The sequence below is a fragment of the Cellulomonas humilata genome, from assembly GCF_030814415.1.
GTDB lineage: Bacteria > Actinomycetota > Actinomycetes > Actinomycetales > Cellulomonadaceae > Cellulomonas > Cellulomonas humilata_A.
Window position 1 is genome coordinate 334,171 of record NZ_JAUSVB010000002.1, and the last position, 24,521, is coordinate 358,691.

At 72.2% G+C, this 24,521-nt stretch carries 16 protein-coding genes; 8 read left to right on the forward strand and 8 right to left on the reverse strand.

The window, feature by feature from the left end; genetic code table 11:
- The first annotated feature begins 158 nt into the window (after nucleotides 1-158).
- Nucleotides 159-1,493 (forward strand): class I SAM-dependent methyltransferase, encoded by a 1,335-nt coding sequence (locus J2X26_RS07685; RefSeq protein ID WP_307491173.1) that lies wholly within the window; start codon nucleotides 159-161, stop codon nucleotides 1,491-1,493.
- A gap of 18 nt (nucleotides 1,494-1,511) precedes the next feature.
- Here J2X26_RS07685 and J2X26_RS07690 read toward each other — a convergent pair whose 3' ends face one another.
- Together J2X26_RS07690 and J2X26_RS07695 are read right to left on the reverse strand one after the other, a co-directional pair.
- A complete protein-coding gene (locus tag J2X26_RS07690; protein WP_307491176.1) occupies nucleotides 1,512-2,573 on the reverse strand; it encodes a glycosyltransferase family 2 protein in 1,062 nt (353 codons plus the stop codon).
- Entirely contained in the window at nucleotides 2,570-3,667 is a 1,098-nt protein-coding gene (locus J2X26_RS07695; RefSeq protein WP_307491178.1) for a glycosyltransferase family 4 protein, read from the reverse strand. Before J2X26_RS07695 ends, J2X26_RS07690 begins: the two co-directional genes overlap by 4 nt.
- Nucleotides 3,668-3,796: 129 nt before the next feature.
- On the opposite strand from J2X26_RS07695, the gene J2X26_RS07700 reads away from it, so the two are divergent.
- Nucleotides 3,797-4,813 (forward strand): class I SAM-dependent methyltransferase, encoded by a 1,017-nt coding sequence (locus J2X26_RS07700; protein ID WP_307491180.1) that lies wholly within the window; start codon nucleotides 3,797-3,799, stop codon nucleotides 4,811-4,813.
- A gap of 95 nt (nucleotides 4,814-4,908) precedes the next feature.
- A complete protein-coding gene (locus tag J2X26_RS07705; RefSeq protein ID WP_307491182.1) occupies nucleotides 4,909-6,480 on the forward strand; it encodes a glycosyltransferase family 2 protein in 1,572 nt (523 codons plus the stop codon).
- 39 nt (nucleotides 6,481-6,519) lie between these two features.
- Here J2X26_RS07705 and J2X26_RS07710 read toward each other — a convergent pair whose 3' ends face one another.
- Nucleotides 6,520-7,719 (reverse strand): ABC transporter ATP-binding protein, encoded by a 1,200-nt coding sequence (locus J2X26_RS07710; protein ID WP_307491184.1) that lies wholly within the window; start codon nucleotides 7,717-7,719, stop codon nucleotides 6,520-6,522.
- Complete coding sequence (locus J2X26_RS07715; protein WP_307491185.1) at nucleotides 7,719-8,624, reverse strand: ABC transporter permease; 906 nt, start codon at nucleotides 8,622-8,624, stop codon at nucleotides 7,719-7,721. Before J2X26_RS07715 ends, J2X26_RS07710 begins: the two co-directional genes overlap by 1 nt.
- A 186-nt stretch (nucleotides 8,625-8,810) precedes the next feature.
- Here J2X26_RS07715 and J2X26_RS07720 point away from each other — a divergent pair, with 186 nt between their 5' ends.
- Nucleotides 8,811-11,342 carry a glycosyltransferase gene (locus J2X26_RS07720; RefSeq protein WP_307491188.1) on the forward strand — a complete coding sequence of 844 codons (2,532 nt, stop codon included), beginning with the start codon at nucleotides 8,811-8,813 and terminating at the stop codon, nucleotides 11,340-11,342.
- Between the two features lie 3 nt (nucleotides 11,343-11,345).
- Here the strand turns inward: J2X26_RS07720 and J2X26_RS07725 are convergent, their stop codons facing one another.
- Nucleotides 11,346-12,455, reverse strand: a complete 1,110-nt coding sequence (locus tag J2X26_RS07725) for a glycosyltransferase family 4 protein (protein ID WP_307491190.1) — start codon at nucleotides 12,453-12,455, stop codon at nucleotides 11,346-11,348.
- A gap of 96 nt (nucleotides 12,456-12,551) precedes the next feature.
- Here J2X26_RS07725 and J2X26_RS07730 point away from each other — a divergent pair, with 96 nt between their 5' ends.
- Together J2X26_RS07730 and rfbD are read left to right on the forward strand one after the other, a co-directional pair.
- The gene (locus J2X26_RS07730; protein WP_307491191.1) at nucleotides 12,552-13,694 is read left to right on the forward strand and encodes a glycosyltransferase family 4 protein; all 1,143 of its coding nucleotides are present in this window, start codon (nucleotides 12,552-12,554) and stop codon (nucleotides 13,692-13,694) included.
- Between the two features lie 70 nt (nucleotides 13,695-13,764).
- On the forward strand, nucleotides 13,765-14,619 hold the full coding sequence (gene rfbD, locus J2X26_RS07735; RefSeq protein WP_307491193.1) for a dTDP-4-dehydrorhamnose reductase: 855 nt from the start codon (nucleotides 13,765-13,767) through the stop codon (nucleotides 14,617-14,619).
- A gap of 10 nt (nucleotides 14,620-14,629) precedes the next feature.
- Here rfbD and J2X26_RS07740 read toward each other — a convergent pair whose 3' ends face one another.
- A complete protein-coding gene (locus J2X26_RS07740) occupies nucleotides 14,630-16,726 on the reverse strand; it encodes a hypothetical protein (RefSeq protein ID WP_307491195.1) in 2,097 nt (698 codons plus the stop codon).
- Nucleotides 16,723-17,271: a hypothetical protein gene (locus J2X26_RS07745; RefSeq protein ID WP_307491197.1), complete on the reverse strand. Its 549-nt coding sequence runs from the start codon at nucleotides 17,269-17,271 to the stop codon at nucleotides 16,723-16,725. Before J2X26_RS07745 ends, J2X26_RS07740 begins: the two co-directional genes overlap by 4 nt.
- A gap of 185 nt (nucleotides 17,272-17,456) precedes the next feature.
- Here J2X26_RS07745 and J2X26_RS07750 point away from each other — a divergent pair, with 185 nt between their 5' ends.
- Nucleotides 17,457-19,514, forward strand: a complete 2,058-nt coding sequence (locus J2X26_RS07750) for a hypothetical protein (protein ID WP_307491199.1) — start codon at nucleotides 17,457-17,459, stop codon at nucleotides 19,512-19,514.
- A gap of 27 nt (nucleotides 19,515-19,541) precedes the next feature.
- Here J2X26_RS07750 and J2X26_RS07755 read toward each other — a convergent pair whose 3' ends face one another.
- Complete coding sequence (locus tag J2X26_RS07755) at nucleotides 19,542-22,283, reverse strand: N-acetylmuramoyl-L-alanine amidase (protein ID WP_307491200.1); 2,742 nt, start codon at nucleotides 22,281-22,283, stop codon at nucleotides 19,542-19,544.
- 175 nt (nucleotides 22,284-22,458) lie between these two features.
- On the opposite strand from J2X26_RS07755, the gene J2X26_RS07760 reads away from it, so the two are divergent.
- Nucleotides 22,459-24,486, forward strand: coding sequence for a DUF7657 domain-containing protein (locus J2X26_RS07760; protein ID WP_307491201.1), 2,028 nt, complete (start codon nucleotides 22,459-22,461; stop codon nucleotides 24,484-24,486).
- The last annotated feature ends 35 nt before the right edge of the window (nucleotides 24,487-24,521 follow it).

Genomic DNA, 24,521 nt, shown 5'->3' on the forward strand with positions numbered 1-24,521 from the left:
CCTCGCTGGTACCGTTTCGCCGAGCATGCTCGACCGGCAGTCCGTACGCGGCGCAGGGGACGGCGAGAGATGCAACCGACACCGTCGCCGGACGGACGGCCGTGCGACGTCGAGGTCGACGCCTCCGGGCCCGCGCGACGTCACCTGGAGGAGTGGTCATGCTGGACCGAACGACGATCGCCCGAGTGCTGTACGCGGTCTCCACGGACGACGCGACCCACGCCCGGCTGATCCTCGAGGGGTCCGACCACGCCTCCGACGCCCTCGTGGTGCGGCTCTGCGACATCCTGCGACGGGACCTCCCGCCCACGGAGCTCGCGCGGCAGCTCGGCGACGCCTGCGCGGACGCGGGACTCGACAAGGACATCGTCAACGAGTGCTACCGCGCGGCCTTCTACCTCGGCGAGCGCTGGCCCGAGCTGGCCGACAACCCGCTCTTCGCCTACTTCCTCGCGAACCGGTCGGGTGGCGGCGTCCTGCACAAGTGGCCCCACTACTTCCCGGTCTACCACCGCCACCTCGAGCGGTACCGGGGCCGACCGGTGCGCGTCCTCGAGATCGGCGTCTACCGCGGCGGCGGGCTCACGATGTGGCAGAAGTACTTCGGGCCCGACGCGGTCATCGTGGGCGCCGACATCGACGACGCCGCGGTGCGGGCGACCAAGGGGCGGTTCGTGGTCGAGCTGGGGGACCAGGCCGACCCGGCGTTCCTCCGTGGACTGCACGAGACCTACGGCCCGTTCGACGTCGTCATCGACGACGGCGGGCACACGATGCAGCAGCAGATCGTCACCGCGGAGACGCTGTTCCCGCTGCTCAAGGACGACGGGCTGCTGATCGTCGAGGACACGCACACGTCGTACTGGCCCAGCTTCGGGGGCGGCCTGGGCGAGCCCGGCGCGTTCCTGACGTGGGCGCGGGACCGGGTCGACGACCTGCACTCGCAGCACCACCAGAGCCTCGACCGGTCGTCAGTGTGGGCGCGCGAGCTGGGTGGCGTGCACTTCTACGACTCCGTCGTCGTCTTCGACCGCGAGCGGAGGTTCCGCGCGTTCGACGAGGTCGCGGGCGGAGCGTCGTACATCCTCGCCGACCAGTTCTCCGAGCGGATCGCGGTGGAGTCCTCGGCGGAGCGGGAGCGGGTGCGCGAGGAGCTGGCGGCGGTGCGGGACCAGAACCTCCGGCTGGCGGCCCAGCTCGGCGCCGTCGAGGCCGGGGGCGGCGTCGACACGGTGATGGCGGAGCAGGCCGGGCTGGAGGACGACCTGCGGCGAGCCCGCAGCGAGCAGGCCGACCTGCGGGCCCGGCTCGAGTCGGCCGCCCGGCTCGACGCGGAGCAGTCCGCCGTCCTGGCGGGGTTCCACGAGCGGCTGGCACGGAGCGAGAAGCGGCTCGCCGCGAGTGAGGAGCACCGGCGTCTCGTCGAGGGGTCCGTCTCCTGGCGAGTGACCAAGCCGCTGCGCGCGGTCCGTTCGCGCCTGCGTCGCGGCTGACCCGGCGGTGAGCTGGGCTCAGCCCCGGTAGCCGCCCGAGGCGCCAGGCGTGATGAACAGCGTCTCGACCGCGTCGCGCCGCACCACCGCGCGGCGTCCGATGCGTCGCCGCTGCGACAGCAGGTGCGGCAGCATCGCGATGCAGGAGCCCAGGGCCCGCAGCCGGGTGCGGACGAGGGCCCACGGCTGCCGCCGACGCAGCGCGACCGACGCCGTGGTCAGCACGTAGGCACCCCAGACGCGGAGCACGAACCGCGGTGTGGCGTTCTTCGTGATGACCGCCAGCCGGTTGCGCGCGTCGTGGAACCGGAAGAAGTCGCTGCCCTCGCGGGACGATGCGGCGTGCACGTGCGAGACGACGGCACCGGCGGCGTGCTCGACGTGGTACCCCGCCAGGCGCAGTCGCCAGGACAGGTCCGTGTCCTCGTAGTACATGAAGAGGCGCTCGTCGAAGAGGCCGACCTCGGTGAGCGCTGAGGTGCGCAGGATCGCCGCCGCACCGCTGAACCCGAACACCGCCGGAGGCGGGTCGTGCCGCGCGGCGTCGGCGAGCCAGCCGCGGTCGACACCGAAGCCGTCGGTACGCAGCTGGTTGCCGGTCGAGTTGACCAGCCGGACCGCGCCCGACGGGTCCGCGACCCACGTCCCGTCCGGCCCGGTCACGACAGCGCCCGGGTCGTCGTCCGGACCGGCCGCTCGGAACCTGTCCGCCAGCAGCACCGTCGCGGCCAGCGCGGCGACGCGCGGGTCCGCCGTCGTCAGTCCCCGCACGAGGGCCGCGACGAAGTCCGGCTCCGGCGCGGCGTCGTTGTTCAGCAGGATCACCGCGGGCGTCCGGACCTGCCGGAGCGCCAGGTTGTTCCCCCCGGCGAAGCCCCGGTTGGTCTCCGAGCGCAGCACGCGGACCCACGGGTGCAGCTCCGCGACGCGCTCGGCGGTGCCGTCGGTGGACCCGTTGTCCACCACGACCACGTCCATCCGCAGGCCGTCGAGGTCCTGCGTGCGAAGAGCGTCCAGGCAGGTCAGGGTGAGCGCGAGGCCCTCCCAGGAGACGGTGACGACGGTGACGTCGGCGGTCATGACGCGCCCAGGTAGGCCTCGACCGTGCGGTCGGCGGTCCGGTCCCACGTGAACTCGCGTGCGCGTCGCCGGCGGGCCGCGCGGGCGTCGGCGGTGTCCTGCTCGGCGAGCACACGCGCGAGCCCGGCGGCCAGCGCGTCGACGTCCGTCGGCGGGGCGAAGACGGCGCACTCGCCCGCGACCTCGCGCAGCACGGGGATGTCGGCGGCGAGCACGGGCCTGCCGGCAGCGAGCGCCTCGAGGGCGGGCAGCCCGAAGCCCTCGTCGATCGAGGGCAGCACGAGCGCCCGGGCGCCGGCGACGAGGTCCCGCAGCTCGGCGTCCGTCAGCCAGCCCGTCACGTGCACCCCGGCCCCCTCGGACAGGTCCACCTCCCGGCCGGCGGGACCGGCGAGCACGAGGTCGGGGGTGGACCGGTCCTGGGCCCGCAGCGCGACATGGGCCTCCAGGAGCCGGTGCAGGTTCTTGCGGGGGTCGCGCGAGCCGACAAAAACGAGGTACTCGTCCGGCAGGCCGCGCGACCGGAGCCACGCCGACGTCGCCGGCGCCGCGTCGAACCAGGGCGCGTCCACGCCGAGGTGCGTCACGCTCACCTGCGACGCGGGCAACCCGTACTGCTCCCGCACCGCCGCCGCCACGACCTCGGTCGGCGTCAGCACGTGCGCCCCGCGGGCCAGGGCGCGGGGCACGAGCTCCCGGTACAGCAGGCTGGCGTCGCTGACGGTCTGCGCGTGCACCTCGTACGTCAGGTCGTGCACCGTGACGACCTCGCGCGCGTGGCGGGTCGGAGGCGAGACGAAGTTGGTCCCGTGGAACACGTCGGTCGTGCCGACGAGGAGCTCCACCGGCGGCCAGGAGCCCCGCCGCCACAGCGACCGGACCAGTCGCGCAGGCACCCGTCGGCCCACCTGGGTGACCGACGGCGGCAGGTCCGGGACGGCCCCACCGCGGGCGGTCCACGTCGAGACCCGGACCTCGGCGGCGACGCCCCGACGCTCGAACGCGTCAGGCAGGGCCGCCACCAGGTGCTCGACGTACCGGCCGATGCCCGTGCGGACTCCGACGAGAGGGGTCGCGTCCAGGGTGATCCGCACGTCGCACATGGTGCCACGGCGGGGCCGGAGCGCAGGCCCCTGCCGTGCCGGTCGCGTCGGACCAGCGGCTACGATCGTGCCGAACCTCCGGACCCGGTGGTACCCCTGCGACGGATGGAGCGCCTCGCCGTGAGTGTCTACGACCTCGAGTCGATCGATCCTGAGGCCACGAACACCGGGCACGCGCTCGTCATCGACCTCGTCGGTGCCGGCCAGCGAGTCCTGGACATCGGCTGCTCCACCGGCTTCCTCGGTGAGGTCCTGATCGACCGGGGCTGCACGGTGGACGGGGTCGAGATCGATCCCGAGGCGGCCGAGCTGGCGCGCAAGCGCGGTCTGCGCACCGTCACCGTGCTGGACCTCGACCACGACGACCTGCCCGCGGCGATCGGCAGCGAGCGGTACGACCGGATCATCCTGTCGGAGGTCCTCGAGCACCTCGTGCGACCCGGAGCCGTCCTCGCGGCCGCTGCGATGCTCCTGGCACCCGGCGGGCAGATCATCATCTCCGTCCCGAACGTCACGCACGGCTCGCTGCGGCTGGCGCTGCTCCAGGGGCGCTGGGACTACCGCGACACCGGCCTGCTCGACCGGACGCACGTCCGGTTCTTCACGGAAGCCTCGATCCAGGAGCTCGTCGCCGAGGCGGGACTGCAGGTGACCCGGCTGCGGTCGACGGTCGTCGACCCGCTCTCGTCCGAGGTCGAGCTCGACGCCGAGGACCTGCCGGCCGAGCTCGTGGAGTGGGTCCGCTCGAAGCCGGACAGCTTCAACTACCAGTACGTGCTCGCTGTCGAGCCGGCCACGGCGGGCGCTGCGGTGGCACGACCCGAGCTGGAGACGGCGGACGTCCTGCCGGAGATGAGCGAGGCGGAGGAGCACGGTGTCGCACTCCTGCTCGAGAAGCGTGCGCTCGTCGAGGAGATCACGGCGCTGCGGCGCAAGGTCCTGACGATGCGGGACCACGCCATCGGCGCGGAGGCGGAGCTCGGCACCGCCCGTCGGGAGCAGGCGATCATGGCGCGCAAGCTGGCCAAGGCGGAGCACGACGTTGCCGAGCTCCGGTTGTCGGCCAGCTGGCGGGTCGGTCAGCTCGTCGTCTCGCCGCTGAGCCGGGTGCGGCGCACGATCCGAGGAAGCGCGTGACGCTAGCGGTCAGCAAGGCAGGGGGCGGCGTGTCGGGGGAGACGATGGGGAGCACGAGGACGGTGAAGGACCCGAGGAAGGCCCGGGGTAGGAGAGTGCCCGCGCCGGTCATCTCGATCCTGACCCCGGTGTACAACCCTCCCGTCGAGGCGCTCCGGGCGGCCATCGGTTCCGTCCGGTCCCAGGACTACCCGCACTGGGAGCTCATCCTGGTGAACGACTGCTCGCCGTCGCCCGCCGTGGCGACGACGTTGCGGGAGCTCGCCGCGCTCGACAAGCGGATCGTCGTGCACACGCGGTCCGAGAACGGCGGCATCGTCGCCGCGTCGAGCGATGCGCTGCGGCTCGCCACGGGCGAGTTCGTGGCGCTGCTCGACCACGACGACATGCTGGCGCGGGGTGCGCTCGCCGCGGTGGCGGAGGCGCTGATCGAGCAGCCCGACGCGGACTACCTCTACACCGACGAGGACAAGATCAGCGACCAGGGCGACTTCTTCGACGCCTTCGACAAGCCCGAGTGGTCCCCCGAGCGGCTCCTCGGCCAGATGTACACGGGACACCTCTCCGTGCTGCGGACCTCGCTGGTCCGGGACGTCGGCGGGTTCGTCGTGGGCACCGACGGGTCCCAGGACCACGACCTCGTTCTGCGCGTCACCGAGCAGGCCCGCTCGATCGTGCACCTGCCGGAGGTGTACTACCACTGGCGCGCGATCGAGGGGTCGACCGCGCACGACAGCGAGGCGAAGCCGTACGCCTGGATGGCGGGGCTGCAGGCCGTGCAGCGCAGCCTCGAGCGGCGGGGGATCCGCGGTCGGGCGGAGCTCGGCCCGCAGCCGGGCACCTACCGCGTCGTGCGGGAGATCGACCCGGACCTGACCGTCAGCATCGTCATCCCCACCCGCGGGGGCAACGCGCTGGTCTGGGGCGAGACCCGGTGCCTCGTCGTCGAGCTCGTCCGCTCGCTCGTGACGGTGAGCACGCACCAGAACCTCGAGATCGTCATCGTGTACGACGAGCCGACCCCGGCGTCGGTCCTCGCCGAGCTCCGGGCGATCGCCGGCGACCGCGTCGTGCTCGTGCCGTTCCTCGAGCCGTTCAACTTCAGCGCCAAGTGCAACGTGGGTTACCTGGCCAGCTCGGGCGAGGTGGTCGTCTTCCTGAACGACGACATGCAGCTCGTCAGCCCGAACTTCGCCGCCGAGCTGGCCGCTCCGCTGTTCGAGGAGGGTGTGGGCGCGACAGGTGCACGACTGCTCTTCTCGGACGGCAGCCTGCAGCACGGCGGGCACGTGTATGCGAGCGGCGACCTCACGCACGCCGGCTTCAAGGGCGGCGGCGACGAGGAGGGCCCGTTCCGGGCCTTCCTGGTCAGCCGGGAGTGCTCCGGCCTCACGGCCGCGTGCATCGCGGTCACCCGCGACACGTTCGAGCGGGTCGGCGGTTTCAACGAGGGGCTGCCGGGCAACTTCAACGACGTGGACTTCTCGCGCAAGATCGGCTCGCTGGACCTGCGGCTGCTCTGGATGTCGGACGTCACGCTATACCACTTCGAGTCGTTGACGCGGGACTCCACGGTGCACCAGTGGGAGTACGACACGATCATGCGCCGGTGGGGCACGCCCGAGCGCGACCCGTACTTCCCGGTCGGCTTCCGCGCCGAGTTCTGACGGAGTGCCCGGTCCCCTCGTCGGGACCGGGCGCTGCTGTCAGTGCGCCTCGAAGATCGCCGGCATGAAGACGTGGCCGCGGCTGCTGCCCGCCGTCCGCACGCTGAACTGCGCCCCGACGGGGACGTAGTGGATCTCGGCGCCGTCGCCGGACCGCAGCGTCGTGCGCACCGCGTAGTCGCCGGAGCCGAGGTGGACCTCCGGGAGCGTCAGCGTGAACTGCCGCGTGCCCTGCAGGGGGGCGAGGTCGATGCCCAGCATCTCGGTGGTCGTGACGAACAGCGGGTTCCCCAGCGGCGTCGCGATGCCCACCTCGATGCTCCAGTCGCGCAGCTCCGCGTCGGAACGGACCTCCATCGCGATGGTGATGGTCTCGCCCTCGTCCACCACGGGGCGCCCGCCCTCGCTGTCGTCGGACCGGACGCTGATGCCCGTGAACCGGGCGGCCGCCGCCGCGTCCTGCGGTGACGCCGCCGCGAGGCGCGCGAGGTCGGCCTGGCGGGCGACCTCGAAGTCGGCACGCAGGACCATCAGGGCGTCCTCGGGTGCACCGTCGGCAGCGACCCGCCCGTTCTCCAGCACGACCGCGCGGTCGCAGAACTCCGCGACCTGGTCGAGCCCGTGCGACACGAGGATGATCGTCCGGCCCTCCTTCTGGAAGGTGCGGATGCGCTCGAGGCACTTGCGCTGGAACGGCTCGTCACCGACCGCGAGCACCTCGTCGACCAGGAGGATGTCGGGGTCGACGTGCACGGCCACGGCGAACGCGAGCCGGACGTACATGCCCGACGAGTAGAACTTCACCTGGGTGTCGATGAACCGCTCGATCCCGGAGAACTCCACGATCGCGTCGAAGTAGCGGTCCGTCGTCTGACGGCTCAGACCCAGGATCGACGCGTTCAGGTAGACGTTCTCCCGGCCCGTGAGGTCGGGGTGGAAGCCGGCACCGAGCTCGAGGAGCGCCGCCAGCCTGCCTCGCAGGAGCACGCTGCCGGTCGTCGGCTGGATGATCCCGCCGATCGTCTTGAGCAGGGTGCTCTTGCCGGAGCCGTTCGGTCCGACGAGGCCGACCGTGGTGCCCGCCTCGATCTCCAGGTCGACGTCGCGCAGCGCCCAGAAGTCCTCCTTGTGGAGGTTGGACCGCCCGAAGTTGAGGAGCCGCTCCTTGAGCGACTTCTCCTTGCGGATCACGAAGCGCTTGGACAGGTCCTCGATACGGATGACGGGTGTCGTGCTCATCACAGCTCCTGCGCGAAGTTGCTCTGGAGCCGGGCGAAGGCTCGCTGGCAGAGCCAGAGGACGACGATGCCGACGGCCAGCGCGATCCCCAGCCGGGTGCCGAGGTCCGGCGGCACCGGTTCACCGTCGCCGGCCACCCAGAAGGTCTGCTGGAAGCCGAGCACCGCGAGCGTCACCGGGTTGCTCAGGTAGACCGCTTCGAGCGCGGGATCGTCGATCGCGTTGCTGACCAGGGCCCACGAGTACACGATCGGGGAGGCCCAGAAGAAGACCATGAGGAAGATCTCGACGATGTACTGCACGTCTCGCAGATATACGTTCACCGCGGAGAGCAGCATCGCGAACGCCGTGCCGAAGACGACGAGCACGGCCAGCGAGAGGGGGAAGTACCACCAGCGCTCACCGAGCGGGACCTCGCGGGCGACGACGGTGGCCAGCAGCAGGATCACCAGCTGGATCGCGAAGTTGAACAGCGCCGAGCCCACCACGCTGAGCGGGAACACCTCGCGTGGCAGGTACACCTTCTTGATCAGCCCGGAGTTCGCGACGATCGACCCCGTGCCCTGCAGGACGATCTCGTTGAACAGGGTCCACGCGGTCAGACCGGTGTAGACGAAGATCGCGAACGACGGGATCGACTTGGCGGCGCCCAGGAACTGGCCCAGGGCCACGTAGTAGATGAGCAGCAGGGCGAGCGGCCGCATCAGGCTCCACGCGAAGCCGAGGACGCTGTCCTTGTAGCGCGACTTGAGCTCCCGCAGGATCAGCAGGTGCAGCAGCTCACGCTGGGCGACGATGTCCCGGACGCTCTGCACGGTGCCACGGAAGAACCCGGAGGTCGGTCCTGCGGACCGCATCGGCTCCAGCGCGAGGGCTGCCGCGCGGTCTTCCGCAGTCGTGTCCATCTGTCCCCTCGTGTCGTTCTCGGTGTCCGGCCTGGCAGCGAGGATCGCCTCAGGGTAACCAACAATTCCGATGCAGCCGGTACCGGCGGCCGAGCACCCAGGCCGTGCGCCGATAGGATGCACGGCGGGCCGCGCGACCAGCCGGCGGCCGATCGGACGCATCCGTCCGCCCCACCTGGAGGTCCCGTGAGCCGTCCGTCCGCAGCGCCGCCGGCGACCCGGCCCGGAGTCGTGTCGGTCGTGGTGGTGAACTACCGCGGTGCGCAGGACACGCTGGTCTGCCTGCAGTCGTTCGCCGACGTGGACTGGTCGGCCGACCGGCTTGAGCTGATCGTCGTCGACAACGAGTCGGGCGACGGGAGCGCGGAGCGGCTGCACGCGGAGCTGCCGGACGTGCTCGTCGTGGAGGCCGGCTCCAACACCGGCTTCGCGGGCGGCTGCAACCTCGGCGTCGCGCACGCCACGGGGGAGTACGTCGCGTTCATCAACAACGACGCGCGGCCCGGCCCCGACTGGATCTCGGCCGCCGTCGCCGCGTTCGAGGCGGACCCCGTCGTCGCCTCCGTCGCCAGCAAGGTCCTGGACTGGGAAGGCACGGCGGTCGACTACGTCGACGGTTCGCTCACGTGGTTCGGCATGGGCTACAAGCGCGAGGTCGAGCAGCCGGACACGGGAGCGTTCGAGACGGCCAAGGACGTCCTGTTCGGGACCGGCGCGGCGATGTTCGTGCGGACCGAGACCTTCCGGGACGTCGGCGGGTTCGACGAGCGGTTCTTCATGTTCTACGAGGACGTCGACCTGGGCTGGCGGCTGAACCTCCTCGGGTACCGCGTGCGGTACGTCCCCGGCTCCGTCGCGTTCCACCGGCACCACGTCACGATGAAGAAGTTCGGCAACTTCCGCGAGAGCTACCTGCTCGAGCGCAACGCTCTCCTGTCGCTGTACAAGAACCTCGGCGACGAGGCGCTCGCCAAGGCCCTGCCGGGCGCCATGGCCCTCGCGGTCCGTCGGTCGGTGGCCCGGACGGACCTCGACCCGAGCCAGCTGGACCTGCAGCGCTCACCCGGTGGCGACGCCGAGCCGGACGTGACGATCCCGAAGATGGCGCTCACCGGCCCGCTCGCCATCGACTACTTCGTCGAGCAGCTCCCGACCCTCGCGGCGTCCCGGCGCGAGCTCCAGGCCAAGCGCCGGCGCAGCGACCACGAGCTGCTCCCGCTGTTCCGTCAGGTCATGGAGCCGGCGTACCCGCAGCCGTACTACGTAGAGGGGTACCAGGCGATCGTCGACGCCTTCGAGATCGAGGAGACGTTCTCCACCCGGCACCGGATCCTCGTCGTGACGGGGGAGCCCCTGCTGCCGACGATGGCCGGTCCGGCCATCCGGGCCTGGGAGCTGGCGACCGCCCTGGCGCCCGAGCACGACGTCCGGCTCCTGTCGACGCGCGGTGCCGAGACGTCGCACCCCGACTTCTCGGTCGAGTACGCCGGCGGCACGGGCCTGCGGGAGCCGACCTTCTGGGCCGACGTGATCATCTTCCAGGGGTTCCTCATGGAGCAGGCGCCGTGGCTGGCGCGCTCCTCGAAGATCCTCGTCGCCGACGTGTACGACCCGATGCACCTCGAACAGCTCGAGCAGGCGCGCGACCTCGGGCCTGCGGGACGCGTCGATGCCGTGACCGAGACGACGCGGGTGCTCAACGCGCAGCTGCGGCGGGCGGACCTGGTGCTGTGCGCGTCGGACAAGCAGCGCGACTTCTGGCTCGGCCAGCTGGCGGGTCAGGGTCGCGTCAACCCGTCGACCTACGACGAGGACGAGGCGCTCGGCTCCCTGCTCCAGGTGGTACCGTTCGGCATCCCGGACGCGCCCCCGGTGCAGCGTCGGCACGCGATCCGCGGCACCGTCCCCGGGATCGGTCCGGACGACAAGGTGCTGCTGTGGGGCGGCGGGATCTACAACTGGTTCGACCCCGTCACGCTCATCCGCGCCGTCGGCCGGCTCGCCGAGCGGCACCCCGAGGTCCGGCTGTTCTTCATGGGCCTGAAGCACCCGAACCCGGGCGTCCCGGCGATGCGCGTGGCCACGGAGGCCCGCGAGGTTGCGGCCTCGCTCGGCCTGGTGGACACGCACGTCTTCTTCAACGAGGGCTGGGTCCCGTACGAGGAGCGGGCCGACTACCTCCTCGATGCGGACATCGGCGTCTCCACCCACCACCACCACATCGAGACGGCGTTCAGTTTCCGGACGCGGATCCTCGACTACCTGTGGGCGTCGCTGCCCATCGTCGCCACCACGGGTGACACGTTCGGTGACCTCATCGAGCGCCACCGTCTCGGGCGCACCGTGCCGCCTGGTGACGTCGACGCGCTCGAGGCGGCGCTCGAGGAGCTGCTCTACGACCCGGTGGCCGCAGCGGCGGCGAAGGAGTCGGTGCAGGCCTTCGCCAGCGCCTACCGCTGGAGCTCCGTGCTGGAGCCGGTGCTGGAGTTCTGCCGGTTCCCCCGCCGCGCGGCGGACCTCGCCGACGTGCTCCCGACGGCCCGCGCCCGGCGGCGTCCGGCCCCGCCGCGGGTCAGCGTCCGGGGCGACGTCGCGCTCGCGCGCAAGTACCTCGCCGAGGGTGGGGCGTCCGAGCTCGTCCGGCGCGCGCGCGGGCGGGTTGCGCGGTTGCGCGCACCCAACCCTGACGGCGAGCTCGACCCGACCGACACGCCGTAGGGGTCAGCGCACGGCCCGGTAGGCGGCGACCGTCTGCTCGGCCGTGCGTGCCCAGGTGTGGCGCTCCGCCACCGCCAGGCCGCGGACGGCCAGGTCGTCATGCTGCGGACCGGACGCGTCGAGCAGCGCCTCCGCCAGGGCGTCGCTGTCCAGGGGGTCGACGAGCAGGGCGGAGTCGGCGGCGAACTCCGCCATCGAGGTCCCGCGGCTGGTCACGACCGGGACCCCGTGCCCCATCGCCTCCAGGACGGGCAGCCCGAAGCCTTCCCACGTCGAGGGGAACGCGAACGCGCGCGCCCCGGCGTACGCCGCGTGGAGGTCGGCGTGCGACAGTCGGCCCAGGACCTTGAGCCGGTCGCCCAGCACCGCGGCCGGCGCCTCGAGGTCCACGGATCCCCAGCCGACGGGTCCGACGAGGACGAGGTCCAGGTCGCTGCGGGCGGCCACGTCCCCGAACGCACGCAGGAGCGTGGGGAGGTTCTTGCGCGGCTCGACCGTGCCGCACCACAGCACGTAGGGGCGCTCGGAGAGCCCGTGCGCGCGTTGGAACTCGGCGAGCGTGGTGGTCGGCACGTCGAGCACGTCCGCCGCGAGCGGGACCACCCGGAGCCGAGCACGCTCGATGCCGTGGTCGACGCAGTCGAGCGCCGTGAGCTCCGACGGCGTGAGCACCACGTCCGCCTCGGCGCCGACGATCTCGAGCGCGCGGCGGAAGAACCGGTTGCCGCGGGGCGTGAAGTGCTCCGGTGCCCGCAGGAACGCGAGGTCGTGCACGGTGACCACGAGCGGGGCCGTCCGGGGCGGGATCGCCCACGTGGTCGCGTGCACCACGTCCGCGTCGCGGGGGACCGAGCTCCGCGGCCGGCGCGTCGTGTGCCACGCGTCGTAGAGCACGCGCCGTGGCAGCCAGGAGGTCCGTACCGGGATCGGCAGGTCACCGGACGGCGGCGGGGTCGTGTGCCGGGCCGCCACGCCGACCACGTCGACGTCGTCAGTGCCGGCCAGGGACGTCGCCAGCGACCGGACGTAGGTCCCCGAGCCTCCGGGGAAGGGCTGCCAGAGCTGCTCGACGGTCATCGCCACCCGCAGGTGCGTGGGCTCGGTCGGGGGCACCGGGCGAGCCTAGGCCGTCACGTGTCGTCGCGACGACTTGGGTACTCTCGCGGGGGCTGCCGGGACGGGCAGCGAAGCGATGCGAAGACGGAGCACATGAAGATCCTGATCGACGCGACAGCGATCCCGGCCGACCGTGGCGGGGTCGGCCGGTACGTCGACGCCCTGCTCCCGGCGCTCGCCGACGAGGGCGCGACGCTGGTGGTCGTGAGCCAGGACCGGGATGCCGAGGTCCTCTCCGCGCTCGTCCCCTCCGCGGAGGTCGTCGCGGCGCCGGAGCGCGTGGGCAGCCGGCCGGCGCGCCTGCTGTGGGAGCAGACGGGTCTGGTGTCGCTCGTCCGGTCGACCGGTGCCGACGTCCTGCACAGCCCGCACTACACGATGCCACGGCGCTCGCCCGTGCCCGTCGTCGTGACCCTGCACGACGCGACGTTCTTCAGCCACCCCGAGCTGCACTCGCAGGTCAAGGCGCGCTTCTTCCGTGCGGCCACCCGCACCGCGGTGCGTCGGGCTGCCGCGCTGGTCGTCCCGTCGCGGGCGACCCGGGACGAGGTCGTCCGCTACACGCACAGCTCCCGCGACGCGTTCTACGTCGCCTACCACGGCGTGGACCGGACGCTCTTTCACCCCGTCACGCAGGAGGAGAAGGACCGCGTCCGGGCGACGCTCGGCCTGGGCGAGCGTCCGTACGTGGCGTTCCTCGGCACGCTCGAGCCCCGCAAGAACGTGCCCGCTCTGGTGCGCGGCTGGGTCGAGGCGGTGCGCGACCGGCCCGAGCCGCCGGCTCTCCTGCTCGCGGGTGCACCCGGTTGGGACGCCGAGGTCGACCCGGAGGTCGCCCGGGTCCCGGACGGGCTGCTCGTCCGCCGCACCGGGTACCTGCCGCTGGCTGACCTGGCCGGATATCTCTCGGGCGCCGAGGTCGTCGCGTATCCCACGCTCGGCGAGGGGTTCGGTCTGCCGGTGCTGGAGGCGATGTCCTGCGGAGCGTCGGTCCTCACCACCCGTGAGCTGTCCATGCCTGAGGTCGGCGGCGACGCGGTCGACTACTGCGCGACCGACGACGCGTCCATCGCCGCGGGGCTGCGCTCGCTGCTGGACGGGCCGGAGCACCGCGCCGAGCTCGCGGCGGCGGCGGTCGCGCGCGCCGACGAGTTCACCTGGCAGCGTGCGGCGCGGACCCACCTCGCCGCGTTCGAGGCGGCCCTCGGCGGCAAGAAGCGCACCGAGGTCGACTAGCCTGTCCGGGTCGTCCGACGAGACGGGCGACCGGGTCACCGCGCGAGGCGGTCGAGGAGACGGAGTCGACGTGCGCTGGTTGGTCGTGGGTGCGACCGGGATGCTCGGCCAGGACCTGTGCACGATGCTCCGCGAACGCGGCGAGCACGTCACGCCTCTGAGCCGCGCCGAGCTCGACGTGACGGACGCCGGCGCCACGGCGGGGATCGCCCAGGGGTTCGACGTCGTGGTGAACTGTGCGGCATACACCGCAGTCGACGCGGCCGAGTCGGACGAGTCGACGGCGTTCGCGGTCAACGCGGTCGGCGCGGAGCACATCGCTCGCGCGGCGCACGCCGCGGGGGCCCGGATCGTGCACGTCTCGACGGACTACGTCTTCGACGGGCAGGCGTCGACCGCCTACGCCGAGGACGCCCCGGTCGCCCCCCGGTCCGCGTACGGGCGCACCAAGTGCGCGGGGGAGTGGGCCGTCCGCAGCGTCGCGCCCGACCACCTCGTGGTCCGCACGGCGTGGCTGTACGGCGCTCACGGCCCGTGCTTCCCCACGACGATCGTCCGGGTGCTGGGCGAGCGCGGCGCGATCGACGTCGTCGACGACCAGCTGGGTCAGCCGACGTGGACGGCGGACCTGGCCGACCTGATCCACCGGCTCGTCGTGGCCGGAGCGCCGGCCGGCACGTACCACGGCACCTCGTCGGGCCGGACGTCGTGGCACGGGTTCGCCGCTGCCGCGGTGCGCTCCGCCGGGCTGGACGCGACGGCGGTCGCACCCACGACGAGCGACGCGTTCGTCCGCCCCGCGCCCCGGCCGGCCTACTCGGTCCTGGGGCACGACGCGCTGCGCGCCGTCGGCGTCGAGCCGATCGGCGACTGGGCGCAGCGGTGGGACGAGGCGGCGCCGATCGTGCTGGCGCCCACCTCGTAAACCTCCGGGATCACCCGACGGTGAAGCCCCGGCACGCGAACGCCGGGTTGGGGCCACCGCTCGCGTCGATGCCGTAGGCGCACAGCGTGTGCTGGCCCGGCGTCGACGGGAGGGCGACGGTGTAGCCGTGCAGGTCGCCCTTGCCGTAGACCGCCCCGACGTCCGGCCGCGAGATGTCGGCGGTCGTGGCACCGGCCCACCCACCGTCGATGTAGAAGTGCACGCCGATCGGTGCGGTGGTGTCCGGGTCGAACGCCCAGCCGGAGACGGTCGCCGTGGTGCCGGAGACCGAGATCGCGTCGATGACGCCGGTGGGCAAGGCGTTGACGGCTGCTGGGGCGGCCCCGGTGAACGACCGACAGTCGAGCTCGGTCTCGGCGCCAGAACTGGAGTCCAGCCCGCGCACACAGACCCTGTGCGGCCCAGCCGTTGCGGGGAACGCGACGGTGTACCCGTGCAGGTCGCCGTTGCCGTAGGCCGCAGCGACATCCGGCCGGGAGGCATTGGCGCTCCCGTTCGCCACCGCGACGCCGTCGAGGTACACGCGGACCCCGATGGGCGAGACCGTGTTCGGGTCGAACGCCCAGCCGGAGACGGACGCCGTCGCACCGTTGACCGTCACGGCGTCGACGACACCGATCGGCGCCTTCTGCACGGCCGCCGCCGTGGTGAAGCTCCGGCAGGCGATCCCCGGGTTGGGTCCACCGGTGGTGTCGATGCCGTACGCACAGACGGAGTGGCTCCCGGGAGTGACCGTCAATGTGATGGAGAACCCGTGGTTGTCGCCGTTGCGGTAGATCGCACCGACGTCGGCCCGCGGCAGGGTCGCGTCGACCGCGCCGCCCCAGCCGCCGTCGACGTAGAAGTGCACGCCGATCGGCGCAGACGTGTCCGGGTCGAACGCCCAGCCGGCGAGCGTCACCTCGGACCCGTTGACCGTCACCGTGTCGAGCGCGCCGAGCGGCGGCTTGTTGACGACCGTGGCCGAGCGGCAGCCCAGCTCGGTGTTCCGGCCGCCGTTGCCGTCCACCGCGACGGCGCAGACCCGGTGGGTCCCCGCCGCGGCCGGGACGGAGATCTGGTAGCCGTGCAGCTCGCCCTTGCCGTAGACGGCGGCGACGTCGGCCCGCGGGATCGACGCGGTCGCCGCGCCCGCCCAGCCGCCGTCGACGAACACGTGGACCGACAGCGACGCCGTGGTGTCGGGGTCGAGGGTCCAGCCGGAGACCGTCACCGTCGACGGGCCGCCCGTGGCGGCGTCGAGCACGCCGATCGGGGCGCGCTGCGTGGTCGGGCCGAACCAGTCCGTGAAGTAGTTCCAGAAGTTGCGGTTGCCGTACGACGAGCACGAGTCGCCCGTCCCGTAGCCCGCGCGCAGCGACGCGGCGTTCGGCTGGTACGGCGTGTAGTTGTACAGGCCGGCGGTGGCCTGGCTCTGGATCAGGACCGGTGCGCTCCCGCACGCGGCGTTCGGGTGGAAGAGGACGTTGTTCACGATCCCCACGCGGTGGCCGTAGCGCGTCGGGTTCAGCGCGTAGTTCCGGAACTGCGACGCGGCCGAGTAGACCTGGTTGAAGAATCCGTAGTACTGCGCGTCGCACGCGGCCGTGTCCGGGCAGCCGTAGCCCATCGCGCTGCGGTACCGGTTGGCGTAGAGGCCCGAGCCCGACCCGCGCACGAGGCCCTGCTCCTTCTGGAGGGTCACCAGGATGACCTGCGGGTTGATCCCGCACGCCCGGGCGACCTTCTCGATGATGCTGGCGGCGTTCTCGTTCACGGCTCCCACGTATCCACCGGGGCACCTGTCGGTCGCCGCCCGCGAGGTCGTGTCCTGCCGGAAGTTCTTCAGGCAGGGGGTGCCGTCCGCGCCGGGCACGCACGATCCCCCCATCTGGTCGAGGAACACCTGGATGTCCGAGGCGCGCATCGTCGTGGAGTCGAAGAAGATCGCGTCGCTGATGATCAGGCCCGGGTCGAACGCCCCGGTGTCGGCCGCCGACGCGGGAGCGGGGGAGGAGACGGCCGCGAGGCCGACGGCGAGCACGGTGACGACCAGGGCTCGAAGCATGCGGTTCGCGCGGTGCGCGGCGGTGGGGGGCATGGTCACGGGACCTCGATCGTCAGGGGTGCGGACGTTGCGAGCGATGCGGACGACCCGTAGTCGACGATCGCGTTCCAGGTGCCGGAGCCGAGCTCCGATCGGGGGATGGTCAGGAGGTCGCACGAGGTCGTGCTGGCGTCCGCGTAGGCGGTCGAGCGTGCCGTCGCCGTCAGCGACGACTTCGTCAGGGTGAGGGTGCAGACGCCGTCGTTCTCGACGACCGAGGCGTACCCGCTGGCCTCGACGGCACCGCTCGTCCCGTTCCACACCAGCGACGTGATGACGAGGGTCGCCTGCTGACGCGGGTCCGCCGGCGCGGCCGTCGGCTCGGCGCCGGGGACCGGGGTCTGGACAGGCTCGACCGAGGGCGTCGACGGTGCGGTCGTCGTCGCGATCGGGTCGGGCGTCGTGGAGGGCTGCGACGCGGACGTCGACGGGCTCGGTCCATCCGACTGCTCGGCGCTGTCGCCCGGTGACCCGGTGCACGCGGCGACGAGCACGAGAACGGGCAGCAGCCAGGCGGCGCGCGGCGGACGATCGGGGAAGGACATGGTGCCTCGACGCAGTCGGGGTGAGCGGGGACGAACCCACGGTAGCCATCGAACGCCCACTTCCTGGGTTCCGCCGCGTGTCTCACCCGAACCCGCTTGCGCCGATGTCGCAATCGTGCATCGATGCCCGAATCGGAGCGCGTGCTGGTCGGTCGGTCGGGGGCAGTGCCTTATTCTGGGGCGTTGTGCACACCACCCCCGCCGCCGTCCTCGACGACGCCAACGCCGCGCCAGATCGCGGTGATGGTGCGCCGGTCCGCCCCTCGCGAGCGCTGGACGTCCCGTTCTGGGCCCGGTCGCTGGTCGGTGGAGCGGTCGCGTTTGTCGCTGTGCTCGGGGTGCTCGCGATCGCTGACGTGCCGGGCGAGCTCCTCCTCGGGCTGCTCGCGCTGGTCACCGTCCTGGCCCCGACGTCGCGCGAGCTCTCGCGCCGGCTGCTGATCGCCGGTCCCGTCCTGCTCGGCGGTATCCCGCTGCTGTGGTGGTGGCGCCTCCCGCTGTCGGGCGTGGGCGGGCATGCCGGACTCCTGCTCGCCATGGTGACCGGTGGTGTCGTGGCCTGGCTCGTGGCCGGCCCGCGGGTCCTGAGCCGCGCGCGTCTGCTGCTGCCGCGGGTGCGGTGGGCCGACGGCGTGCTCGTGCTGGGCGCGCTCGTCGCCACCTGGGTCTACCTGCCGTCGTTGCGCGCCTCGAGCCCCGAGGTCACGCTGTCGCGACTGCTGCGGGGGTGGGACAACTCGGCGCACTTCGACATGGCCGCGATGATCTACAACCACGGCGTCGTCATCAGCCACATCCCATCGGGTCCGTTGGGCCAGTGGTCGTACGCGCAGTACCCGCAGGGGTTCCACACCGTCACGGCGACGCTGCTCGAGGCGCTGCTCGGTCCCGCCGACGCCGGCGTGGACCCCGGCGCGCTCCTCGGTGCCTACGGCCGGTCGATGATGCTCGTGGTGCTCCTCGGTGTGGTCATGGTGCTCGCCGGGATCACCTCGCTGCCCGCGCTGCGCCGCCGGCCCCTGGTCGCCTTCCCGGCCGTGATGTTCGTCGTGGCGACGTTCACGCTGGGTCCCGGCGGGATGCTCATCCACGACGGGTTCCCCAACTTCGTCCTCGCCGTCACCTTCGTGGCGGCGATCCCGCTGCTCGTCATCCAGATGACCCGGCCGCTGTCGCCGGTCTTCCTCGCGGCGCTCGGCGGTGCGGCGGTCGGCATCGCCCACAACTGGTCGCTGCTGCTGTCCATGGGTGCGCTCGGCGTGGTGGCGATCTTCTTCCCGCGCTCCCGGCTCCGGTGGAGCACCGACCGCCGCACCTGGGTCGCGCCCGCGATCATCACGGTCGTGACGCTGATCGGGCTGGGCCAGGCCTGGACGATGCTGCGGCACCAGCCTGGCCTCGGCAACCTGCTCGGACTGGGCGGCGGCGTGACGTCCGTCCCGTTCGGGCAGCTGGTGCTGACGTCGGTCGGTGCCGTCGCAGCGTGCGCCCTCCTGTTCGTCCAGACCCGGCGGACGCGGGGCCCGTGGGCCGGCGACGCCGAGCGCACCGCATGGGTGGGCCTGGTCCCGCTGGCCGGGGTCGTGTTCGCCACGGTGCTCGCCATCTCGCAGATCCAGGCGCAGGGCGATGTCGCCTACTACTTCTGGAAGTACGCGATCGCCCTGCAGCTCGTCTCGGCCGTCGTCCTCGTGGTCGCGCTCGTCATGGTCCTGCGCCCCGTCGGACCTCGCCGGTCTCTGCCGGTCCGCGCCGTCGGTGGGACGGCGCTCGTGCTCACCGGCGTCGCCGCGCTCCTGGTCTACGGGCTTCCCACCAAGCTGCCGACGACGCTCGGTGGCGGTGTGGCCCCGGGTGGGCTCTCGCGTGCCGACTTCGTGGCGCTCGCCCTGGCGCCCGTCCCGGCGTCGGACGCGGTCAACCTGATCGACGCGGCCCGCGAACCGCGCCCCGAGTCGGACGGCCCCCGGACCTTCCTGCCGTACCCGTGGGCCGGACAGATCCCGCCCATGATGGCGGCCCAGTGGTTCGACGCGCTGACCGGACGGTGGATCGACGAGACGCAGCGCCTGCTGCCCGACGACGCGCCCGACGGGATCAGCATCGACAACGCGATCACGGCGGTTCGCAAGGTGCTCGCCGCGAACCCCGACGTCATCGTCGTCGTGGGACCCGAGTACCTGAACCCGGTCAAGGCCGCGATGGAGAGCCGAGGCTGGGGCGACCGGGTCCAGTCCTGGTGACCGGACCGGGGACCGGCCGCCGGGCGGTCACCGACCGGTGACCATCTGGCAGCCGATCTCCGGGTTGGTGCCGCCACCGGTGTCGATCGCGTAGGCGCAGACCCGGTGCAGACCGGCGGCCATCGGGAACGTGGCGCTGTATCCGTGGTTCCCGCCGATCCCGTAGACCGCGTTGACGTCCGGGCGGGGACCGGTGGCCGTCGTGGCGGACCTCCAGCCTCCGTCGACGAAGAAGTGCACGCCGATCGACGCGGTCGTGTCAGGGTCGAACGCCCACCCCGTCACGGTGACCGCGCCGCTCGATGCGACCGCGGAGTCGACGACGCCTGCCGGAGCCGCATTCACCACCGTGACGATGCGACAGCCGATCTCGGGGTTGATGCCCCCGCTGGTGTCGATCGCGTACGCGCAGACCAGGTGCGGCCCGGCGGCGAGCGGGATCGTTACGGAGTACCCGTGGTTGCCGGTGATCCGGTAGACCGCGTTGACGTCCGGGCGGGAGCCGCCCGCCGTGGTGGCGGTGGCCCACCCGCCGTCGACGTAGAAGTGGACGCCGATCGACGCCGACGTGTCGGGGTCGAACGCCCAGCCGGAGATGGTGACCGCACCGCCCGCCGACACGGCGGCGTCCACGACACCGACGGGGGGAGTGCCCACCTGGACTGTGCGGCAGCCGAGCTGCTGGTTGATGCCGGCGGGCTGGTTGATGGCGTACACGCACACCTGGTGGACGCCCGCCGACGCAGGCAGCGTCGCGTCGAAGCCGTGGTTGTCCCCGCGCTGGAAGATCGCGCCGACGTCGGGCCGGTAGTTGTTCGCCACGACCGCGGTGAGGTTGTCACGGGTGTACACGTGCAGCGTGATCGGCGCGGTCGTGTCCGGATCGAGCGCCCAGCCCGCTATCCGGATGGACGACGCGGTGGTGGAGACGACGTCGAGCGAGCCGAACGGCGTCCCGTTGGCGACCGTCTTCCAGTCGCACCCCAGCATCACGTCGTTGCCGGCCCCGACGTTGCCGGCGGTGATGCACACCTCGTGCGTGCCCCCCGAGGCCGGTATCGCGAAGCTGAACCCGTGCTGGGTGCCGTTCCCGGGGAACGGGCCGGCGAGGTCGGGCCGGTTGATCGCCGCGACGACCCGGGTGGGGGCGCCGTCGACGGTCACCGTGAGCTCGAGCGACGCGGTGCTCTCCGGGTCGAGGATCCAGCCGCCGCCGAAGATGCCCGACGAGTTGGACCCGAAGCTGTCGAGGGACCAGATCGGGGACGCGTACACCGCGGCGTTCGCGAGGTCGGCCACCCGCGACCGCAGGTATGGCATCTGGTCGAACAGGTTCTGACCGGGGCACGCGGTGAGCTGGGCGTCCCGGTGCGCGTAGACGGTGGGGAAGGTGACGACCGTGCCCTCGGGGTACTTGGACGCGCCACCGCCGGAGACCATGGTCACCGTGCTGCCGCCGAGGATCCGGAACGTCTTGAACTTCCAGGCGATCACCTGGCTCAGCGACTCCAGCAGGGCTCCCGACGGGGCGGCGGCGCTGTAGTCACCGATTGCCGCGACGCCGATGGTGCGGCTGTTGAACCCGCCGGTGTGGACGCCGACGACCGCCTTGGTGATGCTTCCGGCCCGCCCCTCGAACACACGGCCGAACTTGTCGACCAGGAAGTTGTAGCCGATGTCGCACCAGCCACGACCACCGTCCGCCTCGGGACGCGTGTGGTACGCGAGGAAGCCCCGCAGCAGGCCGGGGACGTCCTCGGGGTTGTAGGCGTTGGTCGAGGCCGTGTGGTGCACTGCCGCCGCGAGCGTCGTCGGCGCGAGGTCCGCGTTGCAGGTCCGCAGCGACTCGTCGGCACCCCAGGCGGCGCGGGTCACGATGGCGGGACCGGCAGCCGGTGCGGCCGGCAGCACGGCCGCGTTGCGGATCACGGCGTCCCCCGCGGTGGACGAGCCCTGCGTCGTCGCGGCGGTGCCTGCCGGGTCGGTGCCCGGGTCGATCAGGACGGCCTTGAGGCCGGAGATGGTGCCGGTCGCGGCCTCGGCCCAGATCTGGAGACCGTCGGCGTCCAGCGCCACGATCGCGTCGGTCGCCCCGCGACGGCTCCCGCGGTCGTCGCTGCTCCCCGTGTCGGGCGCGATGTCGGACTCACCGACCGCCTCCCAGTCGCTCCACACGTCCGCCTGGCGGACGCGGTAGCGGATCACCGGGTCGGTGAGCTCGGCCGTGTCCCGCCAGCTGAGGCCGAGGACGGTGAACGGGTCGACCTCCAGCTCGGCCGTGAGCACGTCGGGGTCCGGGACCAGCGTGTCGTCGAGAGGCTGCGTCGGGGTCGGGGCAGGGGGCGGGGGAGCGTCCGGGCTGCTCGACTCGCTGGGCACCGGCGTCGGCGTGGGTTCGGGGGTCGTGGTCGGGACAGGGGTCTCGGAGGGAGACGGATCGGGAGCGACACCCGTGCGCCGGTTCGGCTGCAGGTACGCGGCACCCACGATCCGGGCCGCGGAGGACGGCGCAGCGGCGTCGGCGGTGGTCGCGGCGTCCGCGAGCGGCTCGACCACGGCGTCCTCGACCACGGCGTCCTCGGCCACCGGAGGAGCCTGCTCGGGCAGCTCCGCCAGTGCCTCGTCGTCCACACCCGTGAGGTTCAGCTCGTCGACCGAGACCTCGCTCGCGCGTGGAGCGGCGGCGGCCGGCTCCCGGTCGGCGGCCACGACCGGGCCACCCACCACCAGGAGAGCGACGACGAGCAGTCGTGCGGCTGTTCCGAGCATGGTGGTTCTCCCCTGATCACGACCGCGACACACAGCAGTCGCCATTCCACCACGCAGGACCCCCCGGACCGTGGTGCACACTCGCAGACCCGGCACTCTCGCCCACGTTCGGCGGGTATCCTCGCGGGGGCCCGCCACGGGGCCCACCGGCCGTCCACGAGGAGTCGACGAACTGATGGTTGACGTCGAGTCACCGCGGGAGCGCGGCAGGGTCGACCGCGCGCGGTACGCGCTGCTGTCGCTGTACCTCCGGCTCATCCAGCCGAGCACCACGCCGTTGCGGCGCCAGCTGCTGGTCGGGCTCGCGGCGTACGCGGTCCTGCTCCTCGTCCTGGTCGCGTTCGGCATCAACGGCTCGTCGATGGGCCTGCTGTACAGCGCCATGTTCGGAGGGCGCGACCCGGGACTCCTGCGCGGCGTCCCGCGTGCCATCCGCAGCGACGAGTGGCTGGTCGTCGCACCGCTGACGGTGTCGCAGGTCGAGGAGGGTCTGCCGTACAAGAGCGGCCTGTTCCCCGGCGGGTTCGACACGACGATCGTCTGGGACCTGCCGTACCGCGAGTGGTCCGTCCTCCTGCGCCCCCACATGTGGGGCTTCTTCGTCCTGCCGCTCGACAACGCGTACGCGCTGAAGTGGTGGCTGCCCTTCCTGACGATGGCCGCCGCGCTGTTCGTGCTGCTCTGCACGCTGTGGCGCCGTCCGCTGGCGTCGTTCGCCGTCGCGGGCGCGTTCGCCGCCGCACCGTTCTTCCAGTGGTGGTTCGGCTCGGGCAGCTTCTGGCCGCCCGCCTGCGCGATCGCGGCGTGCGCCGGCACGATCCTCATGCTGCGCACCGACCGCACCTGGCACCGGTGGGTGATCGCGGCGATCGTCTCCTACCTGGTCGTGGTCGCCGTCGTGGCGCTGTACCCGCCCTACCTCATCCCGTGCCTGTACCCGGCGGTGGGCTTCGTCGTCGGCTGGATCGTCATGGCGCGCTCGCTGTCGTGGCCGGAACGGCTCCGGCGGATGGCTCCGCTCGCGGTGGGGGCAGTCGTCGCCGGCATCGTGCTGGCCGTCTTCCTGGTGACGCGACGGGACACCATCGACGCCGTCGTCTCGACGGTCTACCCGGGGCAGCGGCTCTCGCCGACCGGGGCGTCGGGGTCGTTCTCGTGGCTCGCGATGTACGCGGGCATCTTCGGCATCGGACTGCGCGCGGCGGACACCACCGGTTTCGCCGCGAACGCCTCCGAGGGGTCGAGCTTCATCTTCTTCGGCCTGTACCTCGTGCCCTCGGCCCTGTGGTTGCTCTGGTCGCGCTGGCGCCGCGGAGCCGGGTTCGACTGGGCGATGGTCGGCGTGCTCGCCTCGCTCGGTCTCATGTTCGCCTTCATCTACGTGCCCGGGTGGGACGCGGTGGCGCACCTGCTCCTGCTCGACCGTGTCGTGATGCCGCGGATCGTGATCGGCATGGGCGTGGGATCGATCCTGCTGCTGGGCCTCGTCGTGGGGCGCCTGCGGGAGCTCTCCGACGTCCGGGTCCCGGTGTGGACCACGGTCGCGTCGGTCGCGGCGGTGCTGCTGACGCACTGGGTGGTCTACCGCGGTCTGGTGCGCAACGCGCCGGCCGTGCTCGAGGCCTCGATCGCCTGGGTCGTGCTGCTCGTGGTGCTCGCGGTCGCCATCGGGCTGTTCTCCCGCGGTCGGGCGACGGTCCCCGGGATCCTGGTCGCCCTGGTCGCCCTCGTCGTGGCCGGGTGGGTGAACCCCATCTACCAGGGCGTCTTCGACATGCGGGAGACCGCGGTCGGGCAGGCGATCGAGGAGGTCGACGCCGAGAACCCCGGGTCGTGGGTCGCCGTGGACGGCCTCGCGGCGACGGCCGTCCTGCGCGAGACCGGCGTCGAGTCCTACAGCGGCGTGCAGGGGTGGCCCTCGCAGGAGATGTGGGACGACCTGGACCCCGACGGTGGCGACGAGGACGCGTGGAACCGCTACGCGCACGTCAACTGGACGGCGAACCCGGACGCTCCCGAGATCGTGCTGGTCACGGCCGACGTCGTGCAGGTCAAGCTCGACTCGTGCGGGCCCGTGGCGCAGAAGCACATCGAGCACGTCCTGAGCCAGCAGCCGATCGACCAGCCGTGCGTGGACGAGGTCGAGTCGATCAGTGAGGGCGGCGGGACGTTCTACATCTACGACGTGGTCCCCGCGCCCTGACGGGACGTGACCGTCCGGGCGGTGCAGCCCAGACG

Bases quoted from the DNA above. Each gene is read 5' to 3' on its own strand.
- J2X26_RS07690 (WP_307491176.1), bottom strand. From the start codon at position 2,573: ATGACCGCCGACGTCACCGTCGTCACCGTCTCCTGGGAGGGCCTCGCG.
- J2X26_RS07745 (WP_307491197.1), bottom strand. From the start codon at position 17,271: ATGTCCTTCCCCGATCGTCCGCCGCGCGCCGCCTGGCTGCTGCCCGTT.
- J2X26_RS07760 (WP_307491201.1), top strand. From the start codon at position 22,459: ATGGTTGACGTCGAGTCACCGCGGGAGCGCGGCAGGGTCGACCGCGCG.
- J2X26_RS07685 (WP_307491173.1), top strand. From the start codon at position 159: ATGCTGGACCGAACGACGATCGCCCGAGTGCTGTACGCGGTCTCCACG.
- J2X26_RS07715 (WP_307491185.1), bottom strand. From the start codon at position 8,624: ATGGACACGACTGCGGAAGACCGCGCGGCAGCCCTCGCGCTGGAGCCG.
- J2X26_RS07730 (WP_307491191.1), top strand. From the start codon at position 12,552: ATGAAGATCCTGATCGACGCGACAGCGATCCCGGCCGACCGTGGCGGG.
- J2X26_RS07755 (WP_307491200.1), bottom strand. From the start codon at position 22,283: ATGCTCGGAACAGCCGCACGACTGCTCGTCGTCGCTCTCCTGGTGGTG.
- J2X26_RS07710 (WP_307491184.1), bottom strand. From the start codon at position 7,719: ATGAGCACGACACCCGTCATCCGTATCGAGGACCTGTCCAAGCGCTTC.